We start from the raw sequence: 16891 nt of genomic DNA, 5'->3' as shown, positions 1-16891 counted from the left end.
GAGAAAGGAGTGACAAGAATGATCACTAAAGCTGATAAAAATGCGACTCGTAAGAAAAGACATGCACGTGTACGTGCTAAACTTACTGGTACTGCAGAACGTCCACGTTTAAACGTGTTCCGTTCTAACCAACATATTTACGCTCAAGTTATTGATGATGTAAATGGTGTAACGTTAGTAAGTGCATCTACTCTTGATAAAGACCTTGCTCTTAACGGTACTAGCAATACTGAAGCTGCTACGAAAGTAGGAGAATCAGTTGCTAAGCGTGCTGTAGAGAAAGGCGTTAAAGAAGTAGTATTCGATCGCGGTGGTTACTTATACCATGGCCGTGTTAAAGCTCTAGCTGAGGCTGCTCGTGAGGCTGGATTACAATTTTAATGGTCAAAGGAGGGAAAATTGATGCATCGCATTGACCCAAGTAAATTAGAACTTGAAGAACGTGTAGTTACGATAAATCGTGTCGCGAAAGTTGTTAAGGGTGGTCGTCGTTTCCGCTTTGCTGCACTAGTTGTAGTTGGCGATAAAAACGGTCATGTTGGATTCGGTACTGGTAAAGCACAAGAGGTACCAGACGCAATCCGCAAAGCTATCGAAGACGCTAAGAAAAACTTAATCGCTGTACCATTAGTTGGTACAACAATTCCACACACAATCAACGGTCACTTTGGAGCTGGTGAAGTATTCTTAAAACCTGCTGCTGAAGGTACTGGTGTTATTGCTGGTGGACCTGTTCGTGCGGTACTTGAATTAGCTGGTGTACAAGATATTCTTTCGAAATCTCTTGGTTCTAACACACCAATCAACATGATTCGCGCTACTGTGAACGGATTAAGCGAACTTAAGCGCGCTGAAGATGTTGCAAAATTACGCGGTAAATCTGTAGAAGAGCTACTAGGTTAAGGAGGGAAAACAAATGGCGAAAAAGTTAGAAATTACCCTCACTCGTAGTGTAATTGGTCGTCCACAAGATCAACGTGCGACGGTAGAAGCTTTAGGTCTTAAAAAGTTGAATTCAACTGTAGTTAAGGAAGAAACTCCTGCTATTCTTGGTATGATCAACAAAGTTTCTCACCTTATAACTGTAAAAGAAGCTTAAGGATAACTCATTAATATAAGGAGGTGCCTGGGAATGAAACTTCATGAATTAAAACCTGCAGAAGGTTCTCGTAAAGTACGTAACCGTGTCGGTCGTGGTATCGGTTCTGGTAACGGTAAAACTGCTGGTAAAGGTCATAAAGGACAAAACGCACGTTCTGGTGGCGGTGTTCGTCTTGGCTTCGAAGGTGGTCAAACTCCATTATTCCGTCGTTTACCAAAACGCGGCTTCACAAACATTAACCGTAAAGAGTTTACTATTGTAAACTTATCAACGTTAAATCGTTTTGAAGATGGTACAGAAGTAACACCTGAATTATTGCTGGAAACTGGCGTTATCAGCAAGTTAAATGACGGTGTTAAAATTCTTGCAAGCGGCGCAGTAGAGAAAAAATTAACTGTTAAAGCGCACAAGTTCTCTTCAAGTGCTAAAGAAGCAATTGAAGCAGCTGGCGGATCAGTTGAGGTGATCTAATGTTTCGTACAATCTCCAACTTTATGCGCGTTGCTGAGATAAGACGTAAAATATTATTCACTTTAGCGATGTTAATCGTATTCAGGATTGGCACGTTTATCCCAGTGCCATTTACAAATGGAGACGTACTGAAAGCACAAGATCAATTAAATGCCTTAGGTATCCTAAATACATTTGGCGGTGGCGCCTTGAAAAACTTCTCCATCTTCGCGATGGGAATCATGCCGTATATTACAGCATCCATCATCGTGCAATTATTGCAGATGGATGTTGTTCCTAAATTTTCGGAATGGTCGAAGCAAGGTGAAATGGGCCGTCGTAAACTAACGCAATTCACGCGTTACTTTACAATTGTTCTTGCGTTTATTCAGGGGTTTGGTATGTCAATCGGTTTTAACGGTATGGTAGGTGGGCAATTAATTTTGAATCCTGGTTGGAGCACTTATTTATACATTGCTACGGTACTGACTGCTGGTACTGCATTTTTAATGTGGTTAGGTGAACAGATTACAGCTAAAGGTGTAGGTAATGGTATTTCCATCCTTATCTTTGGCGGTATTGCCGCAGCGATCCCAAGTGTTATATCTCAAGTGTATCAACAACAGTTTCAAAATATCGGAGATCAATTGTTCATGAGTATCGTTAAAGTTGCATTGATCTTACTAGCTGTGCTAGCGGTTATTGTTGGTGTTATTTTCATTCAACAGGCTGTTAGAAAGATCCCAATTCAATATGCGAAGCGTGTAACAGGAGGGAATGGGAATCATGCTGGAGCACAAAACACTCATTTACCGCTTAAGGTAAATAGTGCGGGTGTTATTCCAGTCATTTTTGCTGTTTCATTCTTAATTACGCCTCCAACTATTGCACAGTTCTTCCCGAATCATGATGTATCGCAGTGGATCATTGCAAACTTTAACTATTCTCACCCAGTGGGAATGATCATATATGTTGCGCTCATTGTAGCCTTCACATATTTCTATGCGTTTGTTCAGGTTAATCCAGAGCAAATGTCAGAGAATCTAAACAAACAAGGTGGATATGTTCCAGGTATTCGTCCGGGTAAGAATACGGAACAATATCTAACAAAAATCTTGTATCGTTTGACCTTTGTAGGATCAATTTTCCTAGCAGCGATTGCAATCTTACCAGTTATCTTTACGAAATTGGGAAATCTTCCTCCATCTGCACAGATTGGTGGAACGAGTATGTTAATCGTTGTCGGCGTTGCTTTAGAAACAATGAAGCAGCTAGAAAGCCAACTGGTAAAACGCCATTACAAAGGGTTTATCAAGCAGTGAGTAAGTGGGAAGAATTGTCTTCCCTACATGCTCATGTACTCTGAGGGGGAACAAGGATGAACTTAATTTTAATGGGGCTTCCTGGTGCTGGTAAAGGTACACAAGCCGAACAGATTGTTGCCAAGTATAACATCCCTCACATTTCAACAGGAGATATGTTCCGTGCAGCTATGAAGGCTGAAACTGAAATGGGTCTACAAGCAAAATCTTTTATTGATAAAGGTGCACTTGTTCCAGATGAAGTTACAATCGGAATTGTTCGTGAACGTTTAAGTCAAGAAGACTGCGTAAGAGGTTTCTTACTAGACGGTTTCCCACGAACTGTTGCGCAAGCATCAGCTCTTGAAGAGATTATGAAAGATCTTGGTAAAAAAATCGACTATGTTTTAAACATTAATGTGGATTCAGGGTTGTTATTAAAACGCCTTACAGGCCGTCGCATTTGTAAAGAGTGCGGTGCGACTTACCACTTAGAATTCAATCCACCAGCAAAAGCTGATGTGTGCGATAAATGTGGTGGCGAATTATATCAACGCTCTGATGACAATGAAGAAACTGTGGCAAATCGTTTAGATGTAAATATTAAGCAAACAAAACCTTTGCTTGATTTCTACGAGGAGCTTGGTTACCTACAAAGCATTAATGGTGAGCAAGATATCAATAAAGTATTTGCTGATATCGATGTTCTCATCGGAGGCTTAGCGTAATGATCATCTGCAAAACTCCTCGCGAGATAGAAATCATGCGAGAAGCTGGCAGGATCGTTGCTTTAACTCATCAAGAGTTGAAACAGCATATTACTCCAGGAATTACAACGAAAGAGCTCGATCAAATAGCGGAAAAGACGATTCGAAAATATGGTGCTACGCCATCTTTTAAAGGATACAACGGATTTCCGGGGAGCATATGTGCTTCTGTAAATGAAGAGCTTGTACACGGAATTCCAGGGAAGCGCAAGCTCGAAGAGGGCGATATCATCAGTATCGATATTGGTGCGAAATACAATGGGTACCATGGAGATTCTGCATGGACGTATCCAGTTGGAAACATTTCTGAATCTGTTCAAAAGCTACTTGATGTCACAGAAAAATCGTTGTATCTTGGTCTAGAACAAGTAAAACCAGGCGAAAGATTATCAAATATCTCACATGCGGTTCAAACCCATGCTGAAGAGAATGGGTTCTCGATCGTTAGGGAGTATGTTGGTCACGGAATCGGGCAAGACTTACATGAGGACCCTCAAATCCCGCACTATGGTCCACCAAATAGAGGCCCTAGATTAAAGCCGGGAATGGTCATCTGTGTTGAGCCGATGGTGAATCAAGGAAGACGATATGTAAAAACACTATCTGATGACTGGACAGTGGTAACGGTAGATGGTAAATGGTGTGCCCACTTTGAGCACACGATTGCTCTTACAGAAGCAGGATACGAAATCCTTACCACTTTATAAGTAGCTGGCTCTCCGGGATTTCAGAGCAGTGTAAAATGTTACTGATTTGAAGAAGGGAGAACTATTGAATGGCTAAAGATGATGTAATTGAAGTCGAAGGTACCGTTCTTGAAACGTTGCCAAATGCTATGTTCAAAGTAGAATTAGAGAATGGGCATGTCGTATTGGCTCACGTTTCTGGTAAAATCCGTATGAACTTCATTCGTATTTTACCAGGAGACAAAGTTACGGTAGAATTATCTCCGTACGATTTAAATCGTGGTCGTATTACGTACCGTTTTAAATAATATAGCACTCCGTAATCTTTAAGGAGGTTCGAGACATGAAAGTAAGACCGTCAGTTAAACCAATCTGCGAAAAATGTAAAGTTATTCGTAGACGTGGAAAAGTAATGGTTATTTGTGAAAACCCTAAACATAAACAAAAACAAGGTTAATCAGAAGGAGGTGCATTCAGAATGGCACGTATCGCAGGTGTAGATATTCCTCGAGACAAACGCGTTGTTATTTCTTTAACTTACGTATTCGGCATTGGTCGCACAACTGCTGAAAAAATTCTAACTGAAGCTGGTATTTCTTCAGAAACACGAGTTCGTGATTTAACGGAAGACGAACTAGGACGTATCCGTGATATCATCGATCGTATTAAAGTTGAGGGAGACCTTCGTCGTGAAGTATCTCTTAACATTAAACGTCTAATGGAGATCGGTTCTTACCGTGGTCTTCGTCACCGTCGTGGTTTACCAGTTCGTGGTCAAAACTCTAAAAACAATGCTCGTACACGTAAAGGTCCACGTCGTACAGTAGCAAATAAAAAGAAATAATAAGTAAAGGAGGTTGAACTAACAATGGCACGTAAAACAAACACTCGTAAAAAACGTGTGAAAAAGAATATTGAAGCTGGTATAGCTCATATTCGTTCTACTTTCAACAACACAATCGTAACACTTACAGATACTCATGGTAACGCACTTTCTTGGTCTAGTGCTGGTGCACTTGGTTTCCGTGGATCTCGTAAGTCTACTCCATTCGCTGCGCAAATGGCTGCTGAAGCTGCTGCTAAAGTTGCAATGGAGCACGGTTTAAAAACTTTAGAGGTTACTGTTAAAGGTCCTGGTGCTGGTCGTGAAGCTGCAATTCGTGCTCTTCAAGCTGCAGGTCTAGAAGTAACAGCAATTAGAGATGTTACTCCAGTTCCTCATAATGGATGTCGTCCACCAAAACGTCGTCGTGTGTAATTTTTCTGTATAGAATTTTCCCTTTTGTCTATAATGGATATGATGCATTATCGAGAAATTTCGTACAGAAACATCGCTTGTTGTGCACAATCGGGAACTGCCTAAGGGGGACTTTCGGTTAGACAGGGGGTATCCCTTTGTTTAACCGGGGTTTCGACGTTTTGAAGGAGGGTTTAGTTAATGATTGAAATCGAAAAGCCGAAAATCGAAACGGTTGAACTTAACGAAGATGCTAAATATGGTAAATTCGTAATTGAACCGCTTGAGCGTGGATATGGTACTACTTTGGGTAACTCCTTACGTCGTATTCTTTTATCCTCACTCCCTGGTGCCGCTGTTACTGCTATCCAAATCGATGGCGTATTACATGAATTTTCAACAGTTGAGGGCGTAGTAGAAGACGTTACGACGATCATCTTAAACTTGAAAAAGTTAGCTCTTAAAATCTACTCTGAAGAAGAGAAGACGTTGGAAATTGATGTGCAGGGCGAAGGTATTGTCACAGCTGCTGATATTACTCATGATAGTGATGTAGAAATCTTAAATCCAGATTTACACATTGCAACGTTAGCAAAAAATGCGCATTTCCGCATGCGTTTAACTGCAAAGCGTGGCCGTGGGTATACGCCAGCTGATGCAAATAAAAGCGAAGATCAACCAATAGGAGTAATTCCTATTGATTCTATTTATACTCCAGTATCACGTGTGACTTACCAAGTGGAAAAGACACGTGTCGGACAAGTGGCTAATTATGATAAGCTTACGCTTGATGTATGGACGGATGGAAGCATCGGGCCAAAAGAAGCTATCTCTTTAGGTGCCAAAATCTTAACTGAGCATTTAAATATCTTTGTTGGTTTAACTGATGAAGCACAAAATGCTGAGATTATGGTCGAGAAGGAAGAAGATCAAAAAGAGAAAGTTCTTGAGATGACTATCGAGGAACTAGATCTTTCTGTTCGTTCTTATAATTGCCTAAAACGTGCAGGAATTAATACTGTACAAGAGCTTGCGAACAAAACAGAAGAAGATATGATGAAAGTTCGTAACTTAGGACGTAAATCCTTAGAAGAAGTTAAACATAAACTTGAGGAATTAGGTTTAGGTTTACGTAAAGACGACTGAGGATTTAAACCCATCAACAAAGGAGGGAACTACGAATGGCATACAGAAAATTAGGCCGTACAAGTGCGCAACGTAAAGCTATGTTACGTGATTTAGCTACTGATTTAATTATCAACGAGCGCATCCAAACGACAGAAACTCGTGCAAAAGAACTTCGTTCTGTAGTGGAAAAAATGATCACTTTAGGTAAACGCGGAGATCTTCACGCTCGTCGTCAAGCAGCAGCTTTCATTCGCAATGAAGTAGCTAACGCTGAGACTGGTCAAGATGCACTTCAAAAATTATTCGCTGATGTAGCTCCACGCTATGCTGAGCGCCAAGGCGGATACACTCGTATTGCAAAAATTGGTCCACGTCGCGGAGACGCAGCACCAATGGTAATTATCGAGTTAGTATAATGATAATTAAAAGGGCAGGACAGTTCTTTTCAAGAAACTGGTCATGGCCCTTTTTTTTAAATATAAAAATAGGCTAACTTGGCGAAGGAAAGGGTGCCTTGTATTGAAAAAAGAGAAACTTCGGACAGAAAATATATCATTTCAATATCCTGGGGCAGCCACTTATGCATTAAAAGATGTTTCATTTTCCTTGTATGAGGGAGAATGGGTATCTGTTATTGGACAAAACGGTTCAGGGAAGTCTACACTTGCAAAATTATTGAATGGTTTGTTTTTGCCGGAAACAGGGACTATTACAGTAAATGATACAATGGTTTTATCTGAGGAAACGGTATGGGATGTTCGAAAACAAATTGGGATGGTATTTCAAAATCCAGATAATCAATTTGTTGGAACGACAGTGCAAGACGACGTTGTCTTTGGCTTAGAGAATATCGGAATGCCAAGAGAGAAAATGGTAGAAAGATTAGATCAGGCCCTCAAACTTGTCCGTATGGAAGATTTTCTTAATGATGAACCTCATTCGTTATCTGGTGGGCAAAAGCAGCGAGTGGCAATAGCAGGCGTTTTAGCACTTCAGCCATCTATTTTGATATTAGATGAAGCAACGTCAATGCTGGATCCTCAAGGGAGACGTGAAGTAGTAGAAACGGTTAGACAACTTGTTAATCAAAAAGGTATTACCGTATTATCAATTACGCACGATTTAGAAGAAGCGGCACAATCAGACCGTGTAATTATTTTAAATAAGGGAGAAATATTAGAGGAAGGGACTCCAAAGCAAATCTTCAAGTCCTCTCATATGCTCCAAGAAATTGGATTAGATGTACCCTTTTCAGTGAAAATAGCAGAATTATTAAAAAGAAATGAAATTCTCTTGCAAAATACGCATCTTACAATGGAAAGCTTGGTGAACGAACTTTGGAGATTACATTCCAAAAAGTAGAACATCGTTATCAATATAAAACTCCATTTGAAAGACGCGCACTTTATGATGTAGACGTGTCGTTTCCAAGTGGGGGCTATTATGCCATTATCGGTCATACTGGTTCAGGTAAGTCGACGATGATTCAACATTTAAATGGTTTATTGCAGCCGACGAATGGCACAGTTCAAATTGGTGAACATTTCATTTCGGCAGGAAAGAAAGAAAAAAAGCTAAAGCCACTACGTAAGAAGGTAGGGGTTGTCTTTCAATTCCCAGAACATCAGTTGTTTGAAGAGACTGTGGAGAAGGATATTTGTTTCGGCCCTACTAATTTTGGGGTATCTGTAGAAGAATCGAAGCAAAAGGCAAGAGAGGCAATTGAACTTGTAGGGTTAGAGCCAGAACTGTTAACACGTTCACCGTTTGAGTTAAGTGGTGGGCAAATGAGGCGTGTTGCGATAGCGGGTGTATTGGCGATGGAACCCGAAGTGCTTGTATTAGATGAACCTACAGCAGGACTAGATCCAAAAGGGCAGAATGAACTTATGGAGATGTTTTATAAGCTGCATAAGGAAAAAGGTCTTACAGTTATCCTAGTAACACATAATATGGAGGATGCTGCTAAGTATGCGGAGCAGATTGTAGTCATGCATAAAGGAACGGTCTTTTTGCAAGGAAGTGCAGAGGAAGTATTTTCACATGCTGATGAACTAGAGAAAATTGGCGTGGATCTTCCTATGTCTTTAAAGTATAAACGTGCAATTGAAGAGAAGTTTGGCATTTCAATCCCAAAGGCTACCTTATCTTTAGAGGATCTTACTCATGAAGTTGTGCAGGTGTTACGAAAAGGTGGTCATGAATCATGCAGCAGTTGATTATTGGAAGATATATTCCAGGGAAGTCTCTTATTCATCGACTTGACCCACGTACGAAGCTGCTGATTGTCTTTTTATATGTATTTGTTGTTTTCTTAGCAAATAATGCGATTTCATATGGATTTTTATTTTTATATGCACTCATTGCTTTATTTTTTGCAAAAGTGCCGATTCGTTATGTACTTTCGGGCTTAAAACCAATTCTATGGATTTTTCTTTTTACATTTTTCCTGCATATTTTTACAAATAAAGAAGGGGAAGTACTATTCCAGCTTGGTTGGTTTTCGATACATGAAAAAGGATTAGAGCAAGGGATATACATTTCTATACGATTCTTCGTTATTATTTTAATGACGACATTATTAACGTTAACGACGACACCTATTGAGATTACAGATGGTTTGGAGACGTTATTAAAGCCGTTGAAGCGTATAAAAGTTCCTGTTCATGAAATCGCATTAATGATGTCAATCTCTCTTCGTTTTATTCCAACATTAATGGATGAAACGAGTAAAATAATGAAGGCACAATCGTCACGTGGTATTGATTTCGCAGGAGGACCGATAAAAGATAGGATGAAAGCTATTATCTCACTACTCGTTCCTCTATTTATCAGTGCTTTTAAGCGTGCTGAGGACTTAGCGATTGCTATGGAAGCACGTGGGTATCAAAATGGCGAAGGACGTACTAAATTTAGGCAACTACGCTGGAAGACAAGCGATACAGTAACGATTATAAGCTTACTTTGTTTAGCTTGTATTTTGGCATGGGTGCGATTGTAATGGAGAATAGAGAAATGGATAGAATAAAATGTACGGTTGCATATGATGGCATGCATTTTTGTGGTTATCAAATTCAGCCGCAGCATCGTACTGTTCAACAAGAGATTGAGAAAGCTTTGCAGAAATTGCATAAAGGAGAACTTGTTCGTGTTCAGGCATCGGGCAGAACGGATTCTACCGTTCACGCCAAAGGACAAGTCATACACTTTGATACACCGTTGTCTCTTGAAGAGTGGCAATGGAGTAACGCATTAAACACAATGTTGCCAGATGATATTGTTATCAGACAGGTAGAGAAAAAAACAGAAGAATTTCATGCGCGTTACGGTGTCGAGAGAAAAGAATATCGTTATCGTGTATTATTATCAAAGACTGCGGATGTATTCCGTAGAAATTACGTATATCAATATCCATATCCACTCGAAATAAACTCTATAAGCAAAGCGATCCCTTATTTTATCGGAACGCATGATTTCACTTCTTTTTGTTCGGCAAAAACTGACAAAAAAGATAAAGTGAGAACAATTTATGAAATTGAGCTAATTGAGCAAGATGATGAATTAATTTTTCGTTTTGTAGGTAATGGATTTTTATATAATATGGTCAGAATTATTGTTGGTACGTTACTTAGCGTAGGGCAAGGAAAGCTTGATCCGGATAGCATTCCAGAGATTCTAGCGAAGCAAAATCGTCAGTTTGCTGGAAAGATGGCTCCAGGTCATGGTCTTTACTTATGGCAGGTAAACTATAACAACTAATCCTGGTGTAACATTTGCTTGACATTAGAAACTCAAAAGTATATCATAACATATGGTATTGTTTCTAAAACCACGATTAGCCCCGGAAGGAAATCGTGTTTAAGATAAACAATAGATTTTTTCTATGGAAAAGATAACGAGGAGGGAAACACATGCGTACGACTTTTATGGCAAAAGCTAACGAAGTTGAGCGTAAATGGTATGTGGTTGATGCTGAAGGTCAAACTTTAGGTCGCCTATCTACTGAAGTAGCATCTATTTTACGCGGTAAAAACAAACCTACATTTACACCACACGTTGACACGGGTGATCATGTAATTATTATTAACGCTGAGAAAATTCATTTAACAGGTAATAAATTAAACGATAAAATTTACTACCGTCACACTAACCACCCAGGTGGACTTAAACAAAGAACAGCTCTAGAAATGCGTACAAACTACCCTGTACAAATGTTAGAGCTTGCAATTAAAGGCATGCTTCCAAAAGGACGCTTAGGCCGTCAAGTTTCTAAGAAACTAAACGTGTATGCTGGAGCAGAGCATCCACACCAAGCACAAAAACCAGAAGTTTACGAACTTCGCGGATAATTAATTAAAGGAGGGCTTACTTTGGCACAGGTTCAATACTATGGCACTGGACGTCGTAAGAGTTCAGTAGCGCGCGTACGCCTAGTTCCAGGCGAAGGACGCGTTATCATTAACGGTCGTGATTTTGAAAACTATATCCCATTTGCTGCATTACGTGAAGTAGTGAAACAACCTCTAGTTGCAACAGAAACTTTAGGTAACTACGATGTACTTGTAAACGTAAATGGTGGTGGATACACTGGTCAAGCTGGTGCTATTCGTCACGGTATTTCTCGCGCTTTATTAAAAGCTGATCCAGAATACCGTCTAACACTAAAACGTGCAGGTCTATTAACTCGTGACGCACGTATGAAAGAGCGTAAAAAATACGGTCTTAAAGGCGCACGTCGTGCACCTCAGTTCTCAAAACGTTAATTTTTGCGAACTACAAACCCCAACCATTTTGGTTGGGGTTTTTTTATGTTTCATTCCTCTTTTGGAATTTTTGTAGTTTGGAATATTTTAGTGCTATCCTCTCGCGTATGCTTCTTCTTTAGAAGTTTAGACTAATACGTATTAGGGAGGTTTATAAGTACTATGAATGTCATTGTCAGCTTACAAGAAAAACAAAAAGAAAAGCAGCTGAAATATGAACGGAAGATGCTGCGAGAATTATCATTAAAAACATTACGTTCAAATATTAGAGATGCCTTTCAGATGCAGGAACTTCATCGTCAGTATGAAGATTACTGTATTGAATTAGGGATAGAATCGTATTTATTAGGAGCGAGATACAGTAAGTTTGGTTATTATGGTGAATCATTCTTTGATGTGAAATATAGAGCCTTAGAAGAAGAGCAACAATTAACGGAAACACTATTTCAATTTTTAACGAGCATGACTATGAGGGAAATTAAGTTACAAGATGAGGAATTACTTTTTGAATCTTGTCAGCAGTTTATTGGCTTATGGTGGCAGGAAGGATATGAAAAAGGTGAAAGAAGATATCGATTAAAGCTTCATTAAGACAAGCATAAACTTTCCTCTTGTCCCATATAAGTAATTAGAGGGACTAGCTGGAGGAGGAAAGGTATGAAGAGAATTCGAATTATCTCTTTTGCACTCGCTGCGGTTGTTTTGTTTTTTTTAGTCAAACAAGAATTTCAAATTACAAAATCGTGGCGAGCTTGGAATTTACCCTTATCAGGGAAGGTGATTGTATTAGATGCTGGGCATGGTGGACCAGACGGAGGGGCTGTTGGTGGAAAAGATATTATAGAAAAAGATATTACGCTTGAGATTACAAAGAAGGTACAAGATTATTTACAAGAACAAGGTGCACTAGTTATTTTAACACGTGAGGGAGATTATGATTTAGCGAAGAAAGATACAAAATCATATAGTAGACGTAAAGCAGAGGATTTAAAAAAGCGTGTAGAGATTATTAATAAACCTGATGTAGACTTTTTTGCGAGTATTCATTTAAATGCTTTAACTAGTAGTGGATCAAAAGGCGCACAAACGTTCTATTACCGTTCTTCAATTGAAAATGAACGTGCTGCGAAATTTATACAAGCTGAATTGAGAACGAGTTTAGAGAATACGAATCGTTCTGCTAAAACAATTTCTCATGTGTATTTATTAAAGTATGCGAAAACTCCAGGTGCTTTAATTGAAGCTGGCTTTTTATCGAATGTAAACGAAAGGTATATGTTAAATTCGGAGAAATATCAGCAAAAGGTAGCGGCTGCAGTATATCGTGGTATATTACGTTATTTCACGGAAAAAGGAAATCCTCCAGAATAAGGAGGATTTTTTGAGTTCCTCTCGTTAACGAAGTTTTCCGAAAATATGTTATACTGGAAATGTAAACGCATTTATTTAAAAATAAAGAGAGATACATTTAATTAACATTACGTTATTTTTCATACAGGGGGCTGGGCTAATTATGGTAACGAAAGAGCGAGTAGTGGAAGCGTTAGAAGGGATTGTAGATCCATTTTTACATAAAACGTTAAAAGAAACAGGGGCAATTAAAGAGGTAACAGTCAAGCCTGAGAAGGAACATGTAAGTGTTAAAATTGCAATCGTAAAAACTGGTACAGCGGAACAAATGCAATTGCAATCTGGAATTGTAAAGCTAGTAAAAGAACTAGGAGCAGCAACAGTAGGGCTTCGCTTTGCAGAATTTACAGAAGAGGAATTAGCTCAGTTTGTACCGGAACAAGAAGAAGAGCAAACTGAATCTTTATTGTCACCAAATTCAAAAACGACATTTTTAGCAGTGGCGAGTGGAAAAGGTGGAGTAGGAAAATCAACAGTTTCTGTTAACCTTGCTATTGCTTTAGCTCGTCTAGGGAAAAAGGTTGGTATCATTGATGCCGATATTTATGGTTTTAGTGTACCGGATATGATGGGAATAGAAAAACGTCCTGTTGTAAGAGGAGATAGAATTATCCCAGTGGAACGTCTAGGTGTAAAGGTAATCTCAATGGGATTCTTTGTAGAGGATAACGCACCGGTTATTTGGAGAGGACCTATGCTTGGAAAAATGTTAAATCATTTCTTTACAGAAGTAGAGTGGGGAGATTTAGACTATTTAGTTTTAGATTTACCACCTGGTACAGGGGATGTTGCGCTAGACTTACATTCGATGTTGCCGGCTTGTAAAGAGATTATTGTAACAACGCCGCATCCAACAGCGGCATTTGTAGCAGCGCGTGCTGGAGCTATGGCTTTACGTACAGAACATAGTATTCTTGGTGTTGTTGAAAATATGGCGTATTTTGAAAGTAAAACAACTGGTGAAAAAGAATATGTGTTTGGAAGAGGTGGAGGAGATAAATTAGCTACAGAACTTCAAACAGAAGTACTTGGCCGAATCCCGCTTCAACAACCTGATTGGAATAAGGAAGACTTTGCACCGTCAGTATATGAAGATACACATACGACGGGTCTTATTTATCGTACGATAGCTGAGACAGTAATTGATAAAATAGCTGTCGCGCAAAAATAAAATAATAATGAGTGGACGATACATATATTGTCCGCTCATTATTATAATTATTATTTTTACTGCTGCTCCTTTTTACTGTCTTGGGAACCACTTTCACCGCCTGCTTCTTTTTTATCAGATCCACCTTTTTCGGCCTTTTGTACACCTTTACTAATAATATCAATCATCTTAGCTTGGAAGAGTGGGCTTTCAGCAGTTTCTGTTAGTACTTGTTGTAAATATTGGCGGTATTCTTTGCTCTTCATTGTTTGTAACATCATTTTTTCTACTTCAGGGTTTTTCATAATTTCTATAACGCCTGCTTGATATTCAGGGTCTTTTAGTAATGTTTTCATTAAGGTTGTTTGTTCTTTCCCCATACTTTTAGCGAATTTCGATGAGAACTCAGGGTCTTTAAAGAGCTTCTCCCAGAATTGTTGCCCTTTGTCGGATACCAATGCATCTTCAATCGTTTTCTTTACTACTGTTTCATCTAGTATGAGTGCTTGTTTCATCTTTTCATCAGTTAACACATCTTGGATGGCTTTCTTACCTTGATCGGTTTTTAAAATATCAACAATCATTTTCTTCGTTTGATCATAATCAAGTTCAGACTTTGCTTCTTTTTCTTGTGCACATGCTACAAGTACAAAAAATAGAAAAGAAGAAGTCAAAACGAGCAGAATCCGTTTCATAAGTTGGAACTCCTTTCAGCACAGTTCTCTCTTTTTAATATAAATATCTTTAAGGAATTTATACATGAACATGGCTAGCTTTTTGAAATTGTCATTGATACAATTTGATTAGAAATATAAGGATAATGGGGGATGTGTTGTGAATAGCCGCAAGTGGGTACGACTATTTTTTACGACGTTGTTTCTTGGTGGGATTAGTACGGTCATTATTGGGTTTGTTTTAGAGTGGGACAAGTACGTTAAATTTTTTCAAAATTTCGACGTAAAGGAGATTTTAGCAGTTTCCTTCTGGTTGATGGGTGTAGGATTTATTTTTAGTGTTATAAGTCAAATGGGGTTCTTTGCCTATTTAACAATCCATCGTTTTGGACTAGGGATGTTCCGGTCACCTTCTTTATGGAATACAGTTCAGCTCTTTTTTATTGCATTCGTTTTATTTGATTTCGTGTATTTAAGATCTGTATTGATTGCAAACGGGGAAGTTTCACTAGGGAATAACATACTTGTTGCTGGTGTATTATTTGTATTTGGGGCCATTGTTGCTTATATAAAAAGTAAAGAAACGAACAAAAAGGCATTCGTGCCTGCTTTGTTCTTTATGGTTGTTGTAACAATTCTTGAGTGGGTACCAGCTCTTCGGATTAACGATACAGATTGGTTATATTTAATGGTGATACCACTTTTATTATGTAATGCATATCAGTTACTTATATTACATCGTTTAATTGGAAAGACGAGTAAGTCGGCCTAATTAAGAGAGGTTTTACGCAGGGTAGTTGTATGAATGGAAAAGCTCTATTACCTGAATGAAAGGTAGTAGAGCTTTTTATGTGTGAAGAATTATTGTACGTCTTCACTTTTCGTACTTGTGTTGGAAATAAGTTGTGATACGTATATTTGCTCATAGCCGTCACTCTTTAATTTTTGCAGAAGCAGTGGTAAAGCTTTATTTGTTTGAAGGGCAGAATCGGATGCATGTAATAAGACGATATCTCCACCTTTTAAATTATTAGAGACGGTGGAAACGATATTGTTTACGCCAGGGTTTTTCCAGTCGTTTGAGTTATTACTCCAATGAACGACAGTGTATCCGAGTGATTCTGCTATTTTAAGTGTTGCTTTGTTAAAGTCTCCACTAGGTGGACGTAATAGTTTGATTTGTTTCACACCGAGTTTTGTAAACACATCTTGTGCTCGCAAAAGATCTCTTCGTATTTCATTTGTCTCTAGAGAAGTGTAGGACGTGTAATTGTACCCCATACTACCGATTTCATGTCCATCTTTTATGATGCGTTCAACAACATCAGGGTGTCTTTCTGCCCATGCAGCAGAAAGGAAGAAAGTAGCATTCTTAATATCTCTTTCTTTAAGTGTATCAAGGATTGGAATTGCTTTTTTGTCTCCCCAACTAATATCAAACGTGAATGCAACTTGTTTTTTAGAGGTGTCGCCTTTGTAAATGACTTTAGGTCCTGTAGCAGTTGAAAAAGCAGACTCGTGTGAATATGTTTTCAAAAAGAGTAGCCATGCTGTAAATAAGGAAAGTATCACTATTAAGCTAATGTGTTTAAAGTTTCTTTTACTCGTAATAAAAAAGAAAAACATAATATTACGCCCCTTTGTCCAATCCTTTTCAGTTACATATATGCTGTAAATATAAAAAAGAGAACAAGGGATTAATATCGTAAGTAGTGGATATAATGGATGATAGAATAAAATGAGTGGAACGTTAATTGCTCTGTAAGAAATGATTGAGGTGATGAGTTGCTTGGATTTATGTTAACGAAAGAAGAGAAAAAAGAAATGGAATACATATTGAAGAGAGAGTTAGAAGAACTTTTATTTGATTTTGAAGATGAACGTATTCATAACGTTGTAAAAAAAGCGATGGAAGAGAGATATAAAATCATTTTTTGTTTGTTTCGAAGAGTCGCTAATGCAGAGGAATGTATTCGTTATGTAAGAAAAAGAACTTTTTATTAAAAAGTGTTGACGTTAATAGTTATTATATGATAAATTAATAACCGTCGCTGATGCAGAAACGCAGAAAACGACAAAAAAGAAATTGAAAAACTTAGTTGACATCGAAACACGAAGATGTTAACATAAGGAAGTCGCAAATGAGCGACCAAGTAGTTCTTTGAAAACTGAACGAAACAAACAACGTGAAACGTCAATTTTTATTTTTAGATGCTAGACAAA

Annotated in this window: 26 protein-coding genes; 24 read left to right on the top strand and 2 right to left on the bottom strand. The window is 38.5% G+C overall.

The window, feature by feature from the left end:
• The first annotated feature begins 18 nt into the window (after positions 1 to 18).
• The 22 genes from rplR to ACTFOB_RS24260 all read left to right on the top strand — a co-directional run bounded on the left by rplR (position 19) and on the right by ACTFOB_RS24260 (position 14015).
• Entirely contained in the window at positions 19 to 381 is a 363-nt protein-coding gene (gene rplR / locus ACTFOB_RS24365) for a 50S ribosomal protein L18 (RefSeq protein WP_000628818.1), read from the top strand.
• A 21-nt stretch (positions 382 to 402) separates the two neighbouring features.
• Positions 403 to 903: a 30S ribosomal protein S5 gene (rpsE, locus tag ACTFOB_RS24360; RefSeq protein ID WP_000554646.1), complete on the top strand. Its 501-nt coding sequence runs from the start codon at positions 403 to 405 to the stop codon at positions 901 to 903.
• A 13-nt stretch (positions 904 to 916) separates the two neighbouring features.
• On the top strand, positions 917 to 1099 hold the full coding sequence (gene rpmD, locus ACTFOB_RS24355; protein ID WP_001085231.1) for a 50S ribosomal protein L30: 183 nt from the start codon (positions 917 to 919) through the stop codon (positions 1097 to 1099).
• A 33-nt stretch (positions 1100 to 1132) separates the two neighbouring features.
• Entirely contained in the window at positions 1133 to 1573 is a 441-nt protein-coding gene (rplO, locus tag ACTFOB_RS24350; RefSeq protein ID WP_000766083.1) for a 50S ribosomal protein L15, read from the top strand.
• Entirely contained in the window at positions 1573 to 2874 is a 1302-nt protein-coding gene (gene secY, locus ACTFOB_RS24345) for a preprotein translocase subunit SecY (RefSeq protein ID WP_000490119.1), read from the top strand. Before rplO ends, secY begins: the two co-directional genes overlap by 1 nt.
• Before the next feature lie 56 nt (positions 2875 to 2930).
• Entirely contained in the window at positions 2931 to 3581 is a 651-nt protein-coding gene (locus ACTFOB_RS24340) for an adenylate kinase (protein ID WP_001048996.1), read from the top strand.
• The gene (gene map, locus ACTFOB_RS24335; protein ID WP_000582542.1) at positions 3581 to 4327 is read left to right on the top strand and encodes a type I methionyl aminopeptidase; all 747 of its coding nucleotides are present in this window, start codon (positions 3581 to 3583) and stop codon (positions 4325 to 4327) included. The genes ACTFOB_RS24340 and map overlap by 1 nt, the downstream gene beginning before the upstream one ends.
• A 68-nt stretch (positions 4328 to 4395) precedes the next feature.
• Positions 4396 to 4614, top strand: a complete 219-nt coding sequence (gene infA, locus ACTFOB_RS24330; RefSeq protein ID WP_001029884.1) for a translation initiation factor IF-1 — start codon at positions 4396 to 4398, stop codon at positions 4612 to 4614.
• A 35-nt stretch (positions 4615 to 4649) separates the two neighbouring features.
• Positions 4650 to 4763, top strand: a complete 114-nt coding sequence (gene rpmJ / locus ACTFOB_RS24325) for a 50S ribosomal protein L36 (protein ID WP_000868344.1) — start codon at positions 4650 to 4652, stop codon at positions 4761 to 4763.
• Between the two features lie 21 nt (positions 4764 to 4784).
• Positions 4785 to 5150: a 30S ribosomal protein S13 gene (rpsM, locus tag ACTFOB_RS24320; protein WP_000090790.1), complete on the top strand. Its 366-nt coding sequence runs from the start codon at positions 4785 to 4787 to the stop codon at positions 5148 to 5150.
• A gap of 24 nt (positions 5151 to 5174) precedes the next feature.
• Complete coding sequence (rpsK, locus tag ACTFOB_RS24315) at positions 5175 to 5564, top strand: 30S ribosomal protein S11 (protein WP_000101797.1); 390 nt, start codon at positions 5175 to 5177, stop codon at positions 5562 to 5564.
• Between the two features lie 180 nt (positions 5565 to 5744).
• Positions 5745 to 6689 carry a DNA-directed RNA polymerase subunit alpha gene (locus tag ACTFOB_RS24310; RefSeq protein WP_000569644.1) on the top strand — a complete coding sequence of 315 codons (945 nt, stop codon included), beginning with the start codon at positions 5745 to 5747 and terminating at the stop codon, positions 6687 to 6689.
• Positions 6690 to 6724: 35 nt separating this feature from the next.
• The gene (gene rplQ, locus ACTFOB_RS24305; RefSeq protein WP_000331490.1) at positions 6725 to 7087 is read left to right on the top strand and encodes a 50S ribosomal protein L17; all 363 of its coding nucleotides are present in this window, start codon (positions 6725 to 6727) and stop codon (positions 7085 to 7087) included.
• A gap of 103 nt (positions 7088 to 7190) precedes the next feature.
• Positions 7191 to 8033 carry an energy-coupling factor ABC transporter ATP-binding protein gene (locus tag ACTFOB_RS24300; protein ID WP_064475103.1) on the top strand — a complete coding sequence of 281 codons (843 nt, stop codon included), beginning with the start codon at positions 7191 to 7193 and terminating at the stop codon, positions 8031 to 8033.
• Positions 8009 to 8890 (top strand): energy-coupling factor ABC transporter ATP-binding protein, encoded by an 882-nt coding sequence (locus tag ACTFOB_RS24295; RefSeq protein WP_440029594.1) that lies wholly within the window; start codon positions 8009 to 8011, stop codon positions 8888 to 8890. The genes ACTFOB_RS24300 and ACTFOB_RS24295 overlap by 25 nt, the downstream gene beginning before the upstream one ends.
• A complete protein-coding gene (locus ACTFOB_RS24290) occupies positions 8878 to 9672 on the top strand; it encodes an energy-coupling factor transporter transmembrane component T family protein (protein WP_440029596.1) in 795 nt (264 codons plus the stop codon). Before ACTFOB_RS24295 ends, ACTFOB_RS24290 begins: the two co-directional genes overlap by 13 nt.
• Positions 9673 to 9686: 14 nt before the next feature.
• Complete coding sequence (gene truA, locus ACTFOB_RS24285) at positions 9687 to 10430, top strand: tRNA pseudouridine(38-40) synthase TruA (RefSeq protein ID WP_440029598.1); 744 nt, start codon at positions 9687 to 9689, stop codon at positions 10428 to 10430.
• A gap of 152 nt (positions 10431 to 10582) precedes the next feature.
• The gene (gene rplM / locus ACTFOB_RS24280) at positions 10583 to 11020 is read left to right on the top strand and encodes a 50S ribosomal protein L13 (protein ID WP_001260795.1); all 438 of its coding nucleotides are present in this window, start codon (positions 10583 to 10585) and stop codon (positions 11018 to 11020) included.
• A 21-nt stretch (positions 11021 to 11041) separates the two neighbouring features.
• A complete protein-coding gene (gene rpsI / locus ACTFOB_RS24275) occupies positions 11042 to 11434 on the top strand; it encodes a 30S ribosomal protein S9 (protein ID WP_000079986.1) in 393 nt (130 codons plus the stop codon).
• A 162-nt stretch (positions 11435 to 11596) separates the two neighbouring features.
• A complete protein-coding gene (locus ACTFOB_RS24270) occupies positions 11597 to 12025 on the top strand; it encodes a YbaK family protein (RefSeq protein ID WP_001101006.1) in 429 nt (142 codons plus the stop codon).
• Positions 12026 to 12091: 66 nt separating this feature from the next.
• Positions 12092 to 12805: an N-acetylmuramoyl-L-alanine amidase CwlD gene (gene cwlD / locus ACTFOB_RS24265; RefSeq protein WP_151630229.1), complete on the top strand. Its 714-nt coding sequence runs from the start codon at positions 12092 to 12094 to the stop codon at positions 12803 to 12805.
• 142 nt (positions 12806 to 12947) lie between these two features.
• Positions 12948 to 14015, top strand: coding sequence for a P-loop NTPase (locus ACTFOB_RS24260; protein WP_440029601.1), 1068 nt, complete (start codon positions 12948 to 12950; stop codon positions 14013 to 14015).
• Positions 14016 to 14071: 56 nt separating this feature from the next.
• Here the strand turns inward: ACTFOB_RS24260 and gerD are convergent, their stop codons facing one another.
• The gene (gene gerD / locus ACTFOB_RS24255) at positions 14072 to 14689 is read right to left on the bottom strand and encodes a spore germination protein GerD (protein ID WP_440029603.1); all 618 of its coding nucleotides are present in this window, start codon (positions 14687 to 14689) and stop codon (positions 14072 to 14074) included.
• Positions 14690 to 14828: 139 nt separating this feature from the next.
• Between gerD and kbaA the strand changes: the two genes are divergently transcribed.
• Positions 14829 to 15440, top strand: a complete 612-nt coding sequence (gene kbaA / locus ACTFOB_RS24250; protein WP_440029605.1) for a KinB signaling pathway activation protein KbaA — start codon at positions 14829 to 14831, stop codon at positions 15438 to 15440.
• 89 nt (positions 15441 to 15529) lie between these two features.
• On the opposite strand, the gene pdaB is transcribed toward kbaA, so the two are convergent.
• The gene (gene pdaB / locus ACTFOB_RS24245; RefSeq protein ID WP_440029607.1) at positions 15530 to 16294 is read right to left on the bottom strand and encodes a polysaccharide deacetylase family sporulation protein PdaB; all 765 of its coding nucleotides are present in this window, start codon (positions 16292 to 16294) and stop codon (positions 15530 to 15532) included.
• A 159-nt stretch (positions 16295 to 16453) separates the two neighbouring features.
• On the opposite strand from pdaB, the gene ACTFOB_RS24240 reads away from it, so the two are divergent.
• Positions 16454 to 16672: a hypothetical protein gene (locus ACTFOB_RS24240; RefSeq protein WP_151630233.1), complete on the top strand. Its 219-nt coding sequence runs from the start codon at positions 16454 to 16456 to the stop codon at positions 16670 to 16672.
• Positions 16673 to 16891: the final 219 nt, after the last annotated feature.

Source organism: Bacillus cereus group sp. MYBK79-1 (assembly GCF_051915365.1).
GTDB lineage: Bacteria > Bacillota > Bacilli > Bacillales > Bacillaceae_G > Bacillus_A.
Note: the sequence above shows the minus strand (reverse complement) of the source record. Positions and strands in the feature narration are given on the sequence as shown.

Excerpts from the sequence above, each read along its gene's own strand:
- rplR (WP_000628818.1), top strand. The coding sequence starts at position 19 with ATGATCACTAAAGCTGATAAAAATGCGACTCGTAAGAAAAGACATGCA.
- rpsE (WP_000554646.1), top strand. The coding sequence starts at position 403 with ATGCATCGCATTGACCCAAGTAAATTAGAACTTGAAGAACGTGTAGTT.
- rpmD (WP_001085231.1), top strand. The coding sequence starts at position 917 with ATGGCGAAAAAGTTAGAAATTACCCTCACTCGTAGTGTAATTGGTCGT.
- rplO (WP_000766083.1), top strand. The coding sequence starts at position 1,133 with ATGAAACTTCATGAATTAAAACCTGCAGAAGGTTCTCGTAAAGTACGT.
- secY (WP_000490119.1), top strand. The coding sequence starts at position 1,573 with ATGTTTCGTACAATCTCCAACTTTATGCGCGTTGCTGAGATAAGACGT.
- ACTFOB_RS24340 (WP_001048996.1), top strand. The coding sequence starts at position 2,931 with ATGAACTTAATTTTAATGGGGCTTCCTGGTGCTGGTAAAGGTACACAA.
- map (WP_000582542.1), top strand. The coding sequence starts at position 3,581 with ATGATCATCTGCAAAACTCCTCGCGAGATAGAAATCATGCGAGAAGCT.
- infA (WP_001029884.1), top strand. The coding sequence starts at position 4,396 with ATGGCTAAAGATGATGTAATTGAAGTCGAAGGTACCGTTCTTGAAACG.
- rpmJ (WP_000868344.1), top strand. The coding sequence starts at position 4,650 with ATGAAAGTAAGACCGTCAGTTAAACCAATCTGCGAAAAATGTAAAGTT.
- rpsM (WP_000090790.1), top strand. The coding sequence starts at position 4,785 with ATGGCACGTATCGCAGGTGTAGATATTCCTCGAGACAAACGCGTTGTT.
- rpsK (WP_000101797.1), top strand. The coding sequence starts at position 5,175 with ATGGCACGTAAAACAAACACTCGTAAAAAACGTGTGAAAAAGAATATT.
- ACTFOB_RS24310 (WP_000569644.1), top strand. The coding sequence starts at position 5,745 with ATGATTGAAATCGAAAAGCCGAAAATCGAAACGGTTGAACTTAACGAA.
- rplQ (WP_000331490.1), top strand. The coding sequence starts at position 6,725 with ATGGCATACAGAAAATTAGGCCGTACAAGTGCGCAACGTAAAGCTATG.
- ACTFOB_RS24290 (WP_440029596.1), top strand. The coding sequence starts at position 8,878 with ATGCAGCAGTTGATTATTGGAAGATATATTCCAGGGAAGTCTCTTATT.
- truA (WP_440029598.1), top strand. The coding sequence starts at position 9,687 with ATGGATAGAATAAAATGTACGGTTGCATATGATGGCATGCATTTTTGT.
- rplM (WP_001260795.1), top strand. The coding sequence starts at position 10,583 with ATGCGTACGACTTTTATGGCAAAAGCTAACGAAGTTGAGCGTAAATGG.
- ACTFOB_RS24270 (WP_001101006.1), top strand. The coding sequence starts at position 11,597 with ATGAATGTCATTGTCAGCTTACAAGAAAAACAAAAAGAAAAGCAGCTG.
- cwlD (WP_151630229.1), top strand. The coding sequence starts at position 12,092 with ATGAAGAGAATTCGAATTATCTCTTTTGCACTCGCTGCGGTTGTTTTG.
- ACTFOB_RS24260 (WP_440029601.1), top strand. The coding sequence starts at position 12,948 with ATGGTAACGAAAGAGCGAGTAGTGGAAGCGTTAGAAGGGATTGTAGAT.
- gerD (WP_440029603.1), bottom strand. The coding sequence starts at position 14,689 with ATGAAACGGATTCTGCTCGTTTTGACTTCTTCTTTTCTATTTTTTGTA.
- pdaB (WP_440029607.1), bottom strand. The coding sequence starts at position 16,294 with ATGTTTTTCTTTTTTATTACGAGTAAAAGAAACTTTAAACACATTAGC.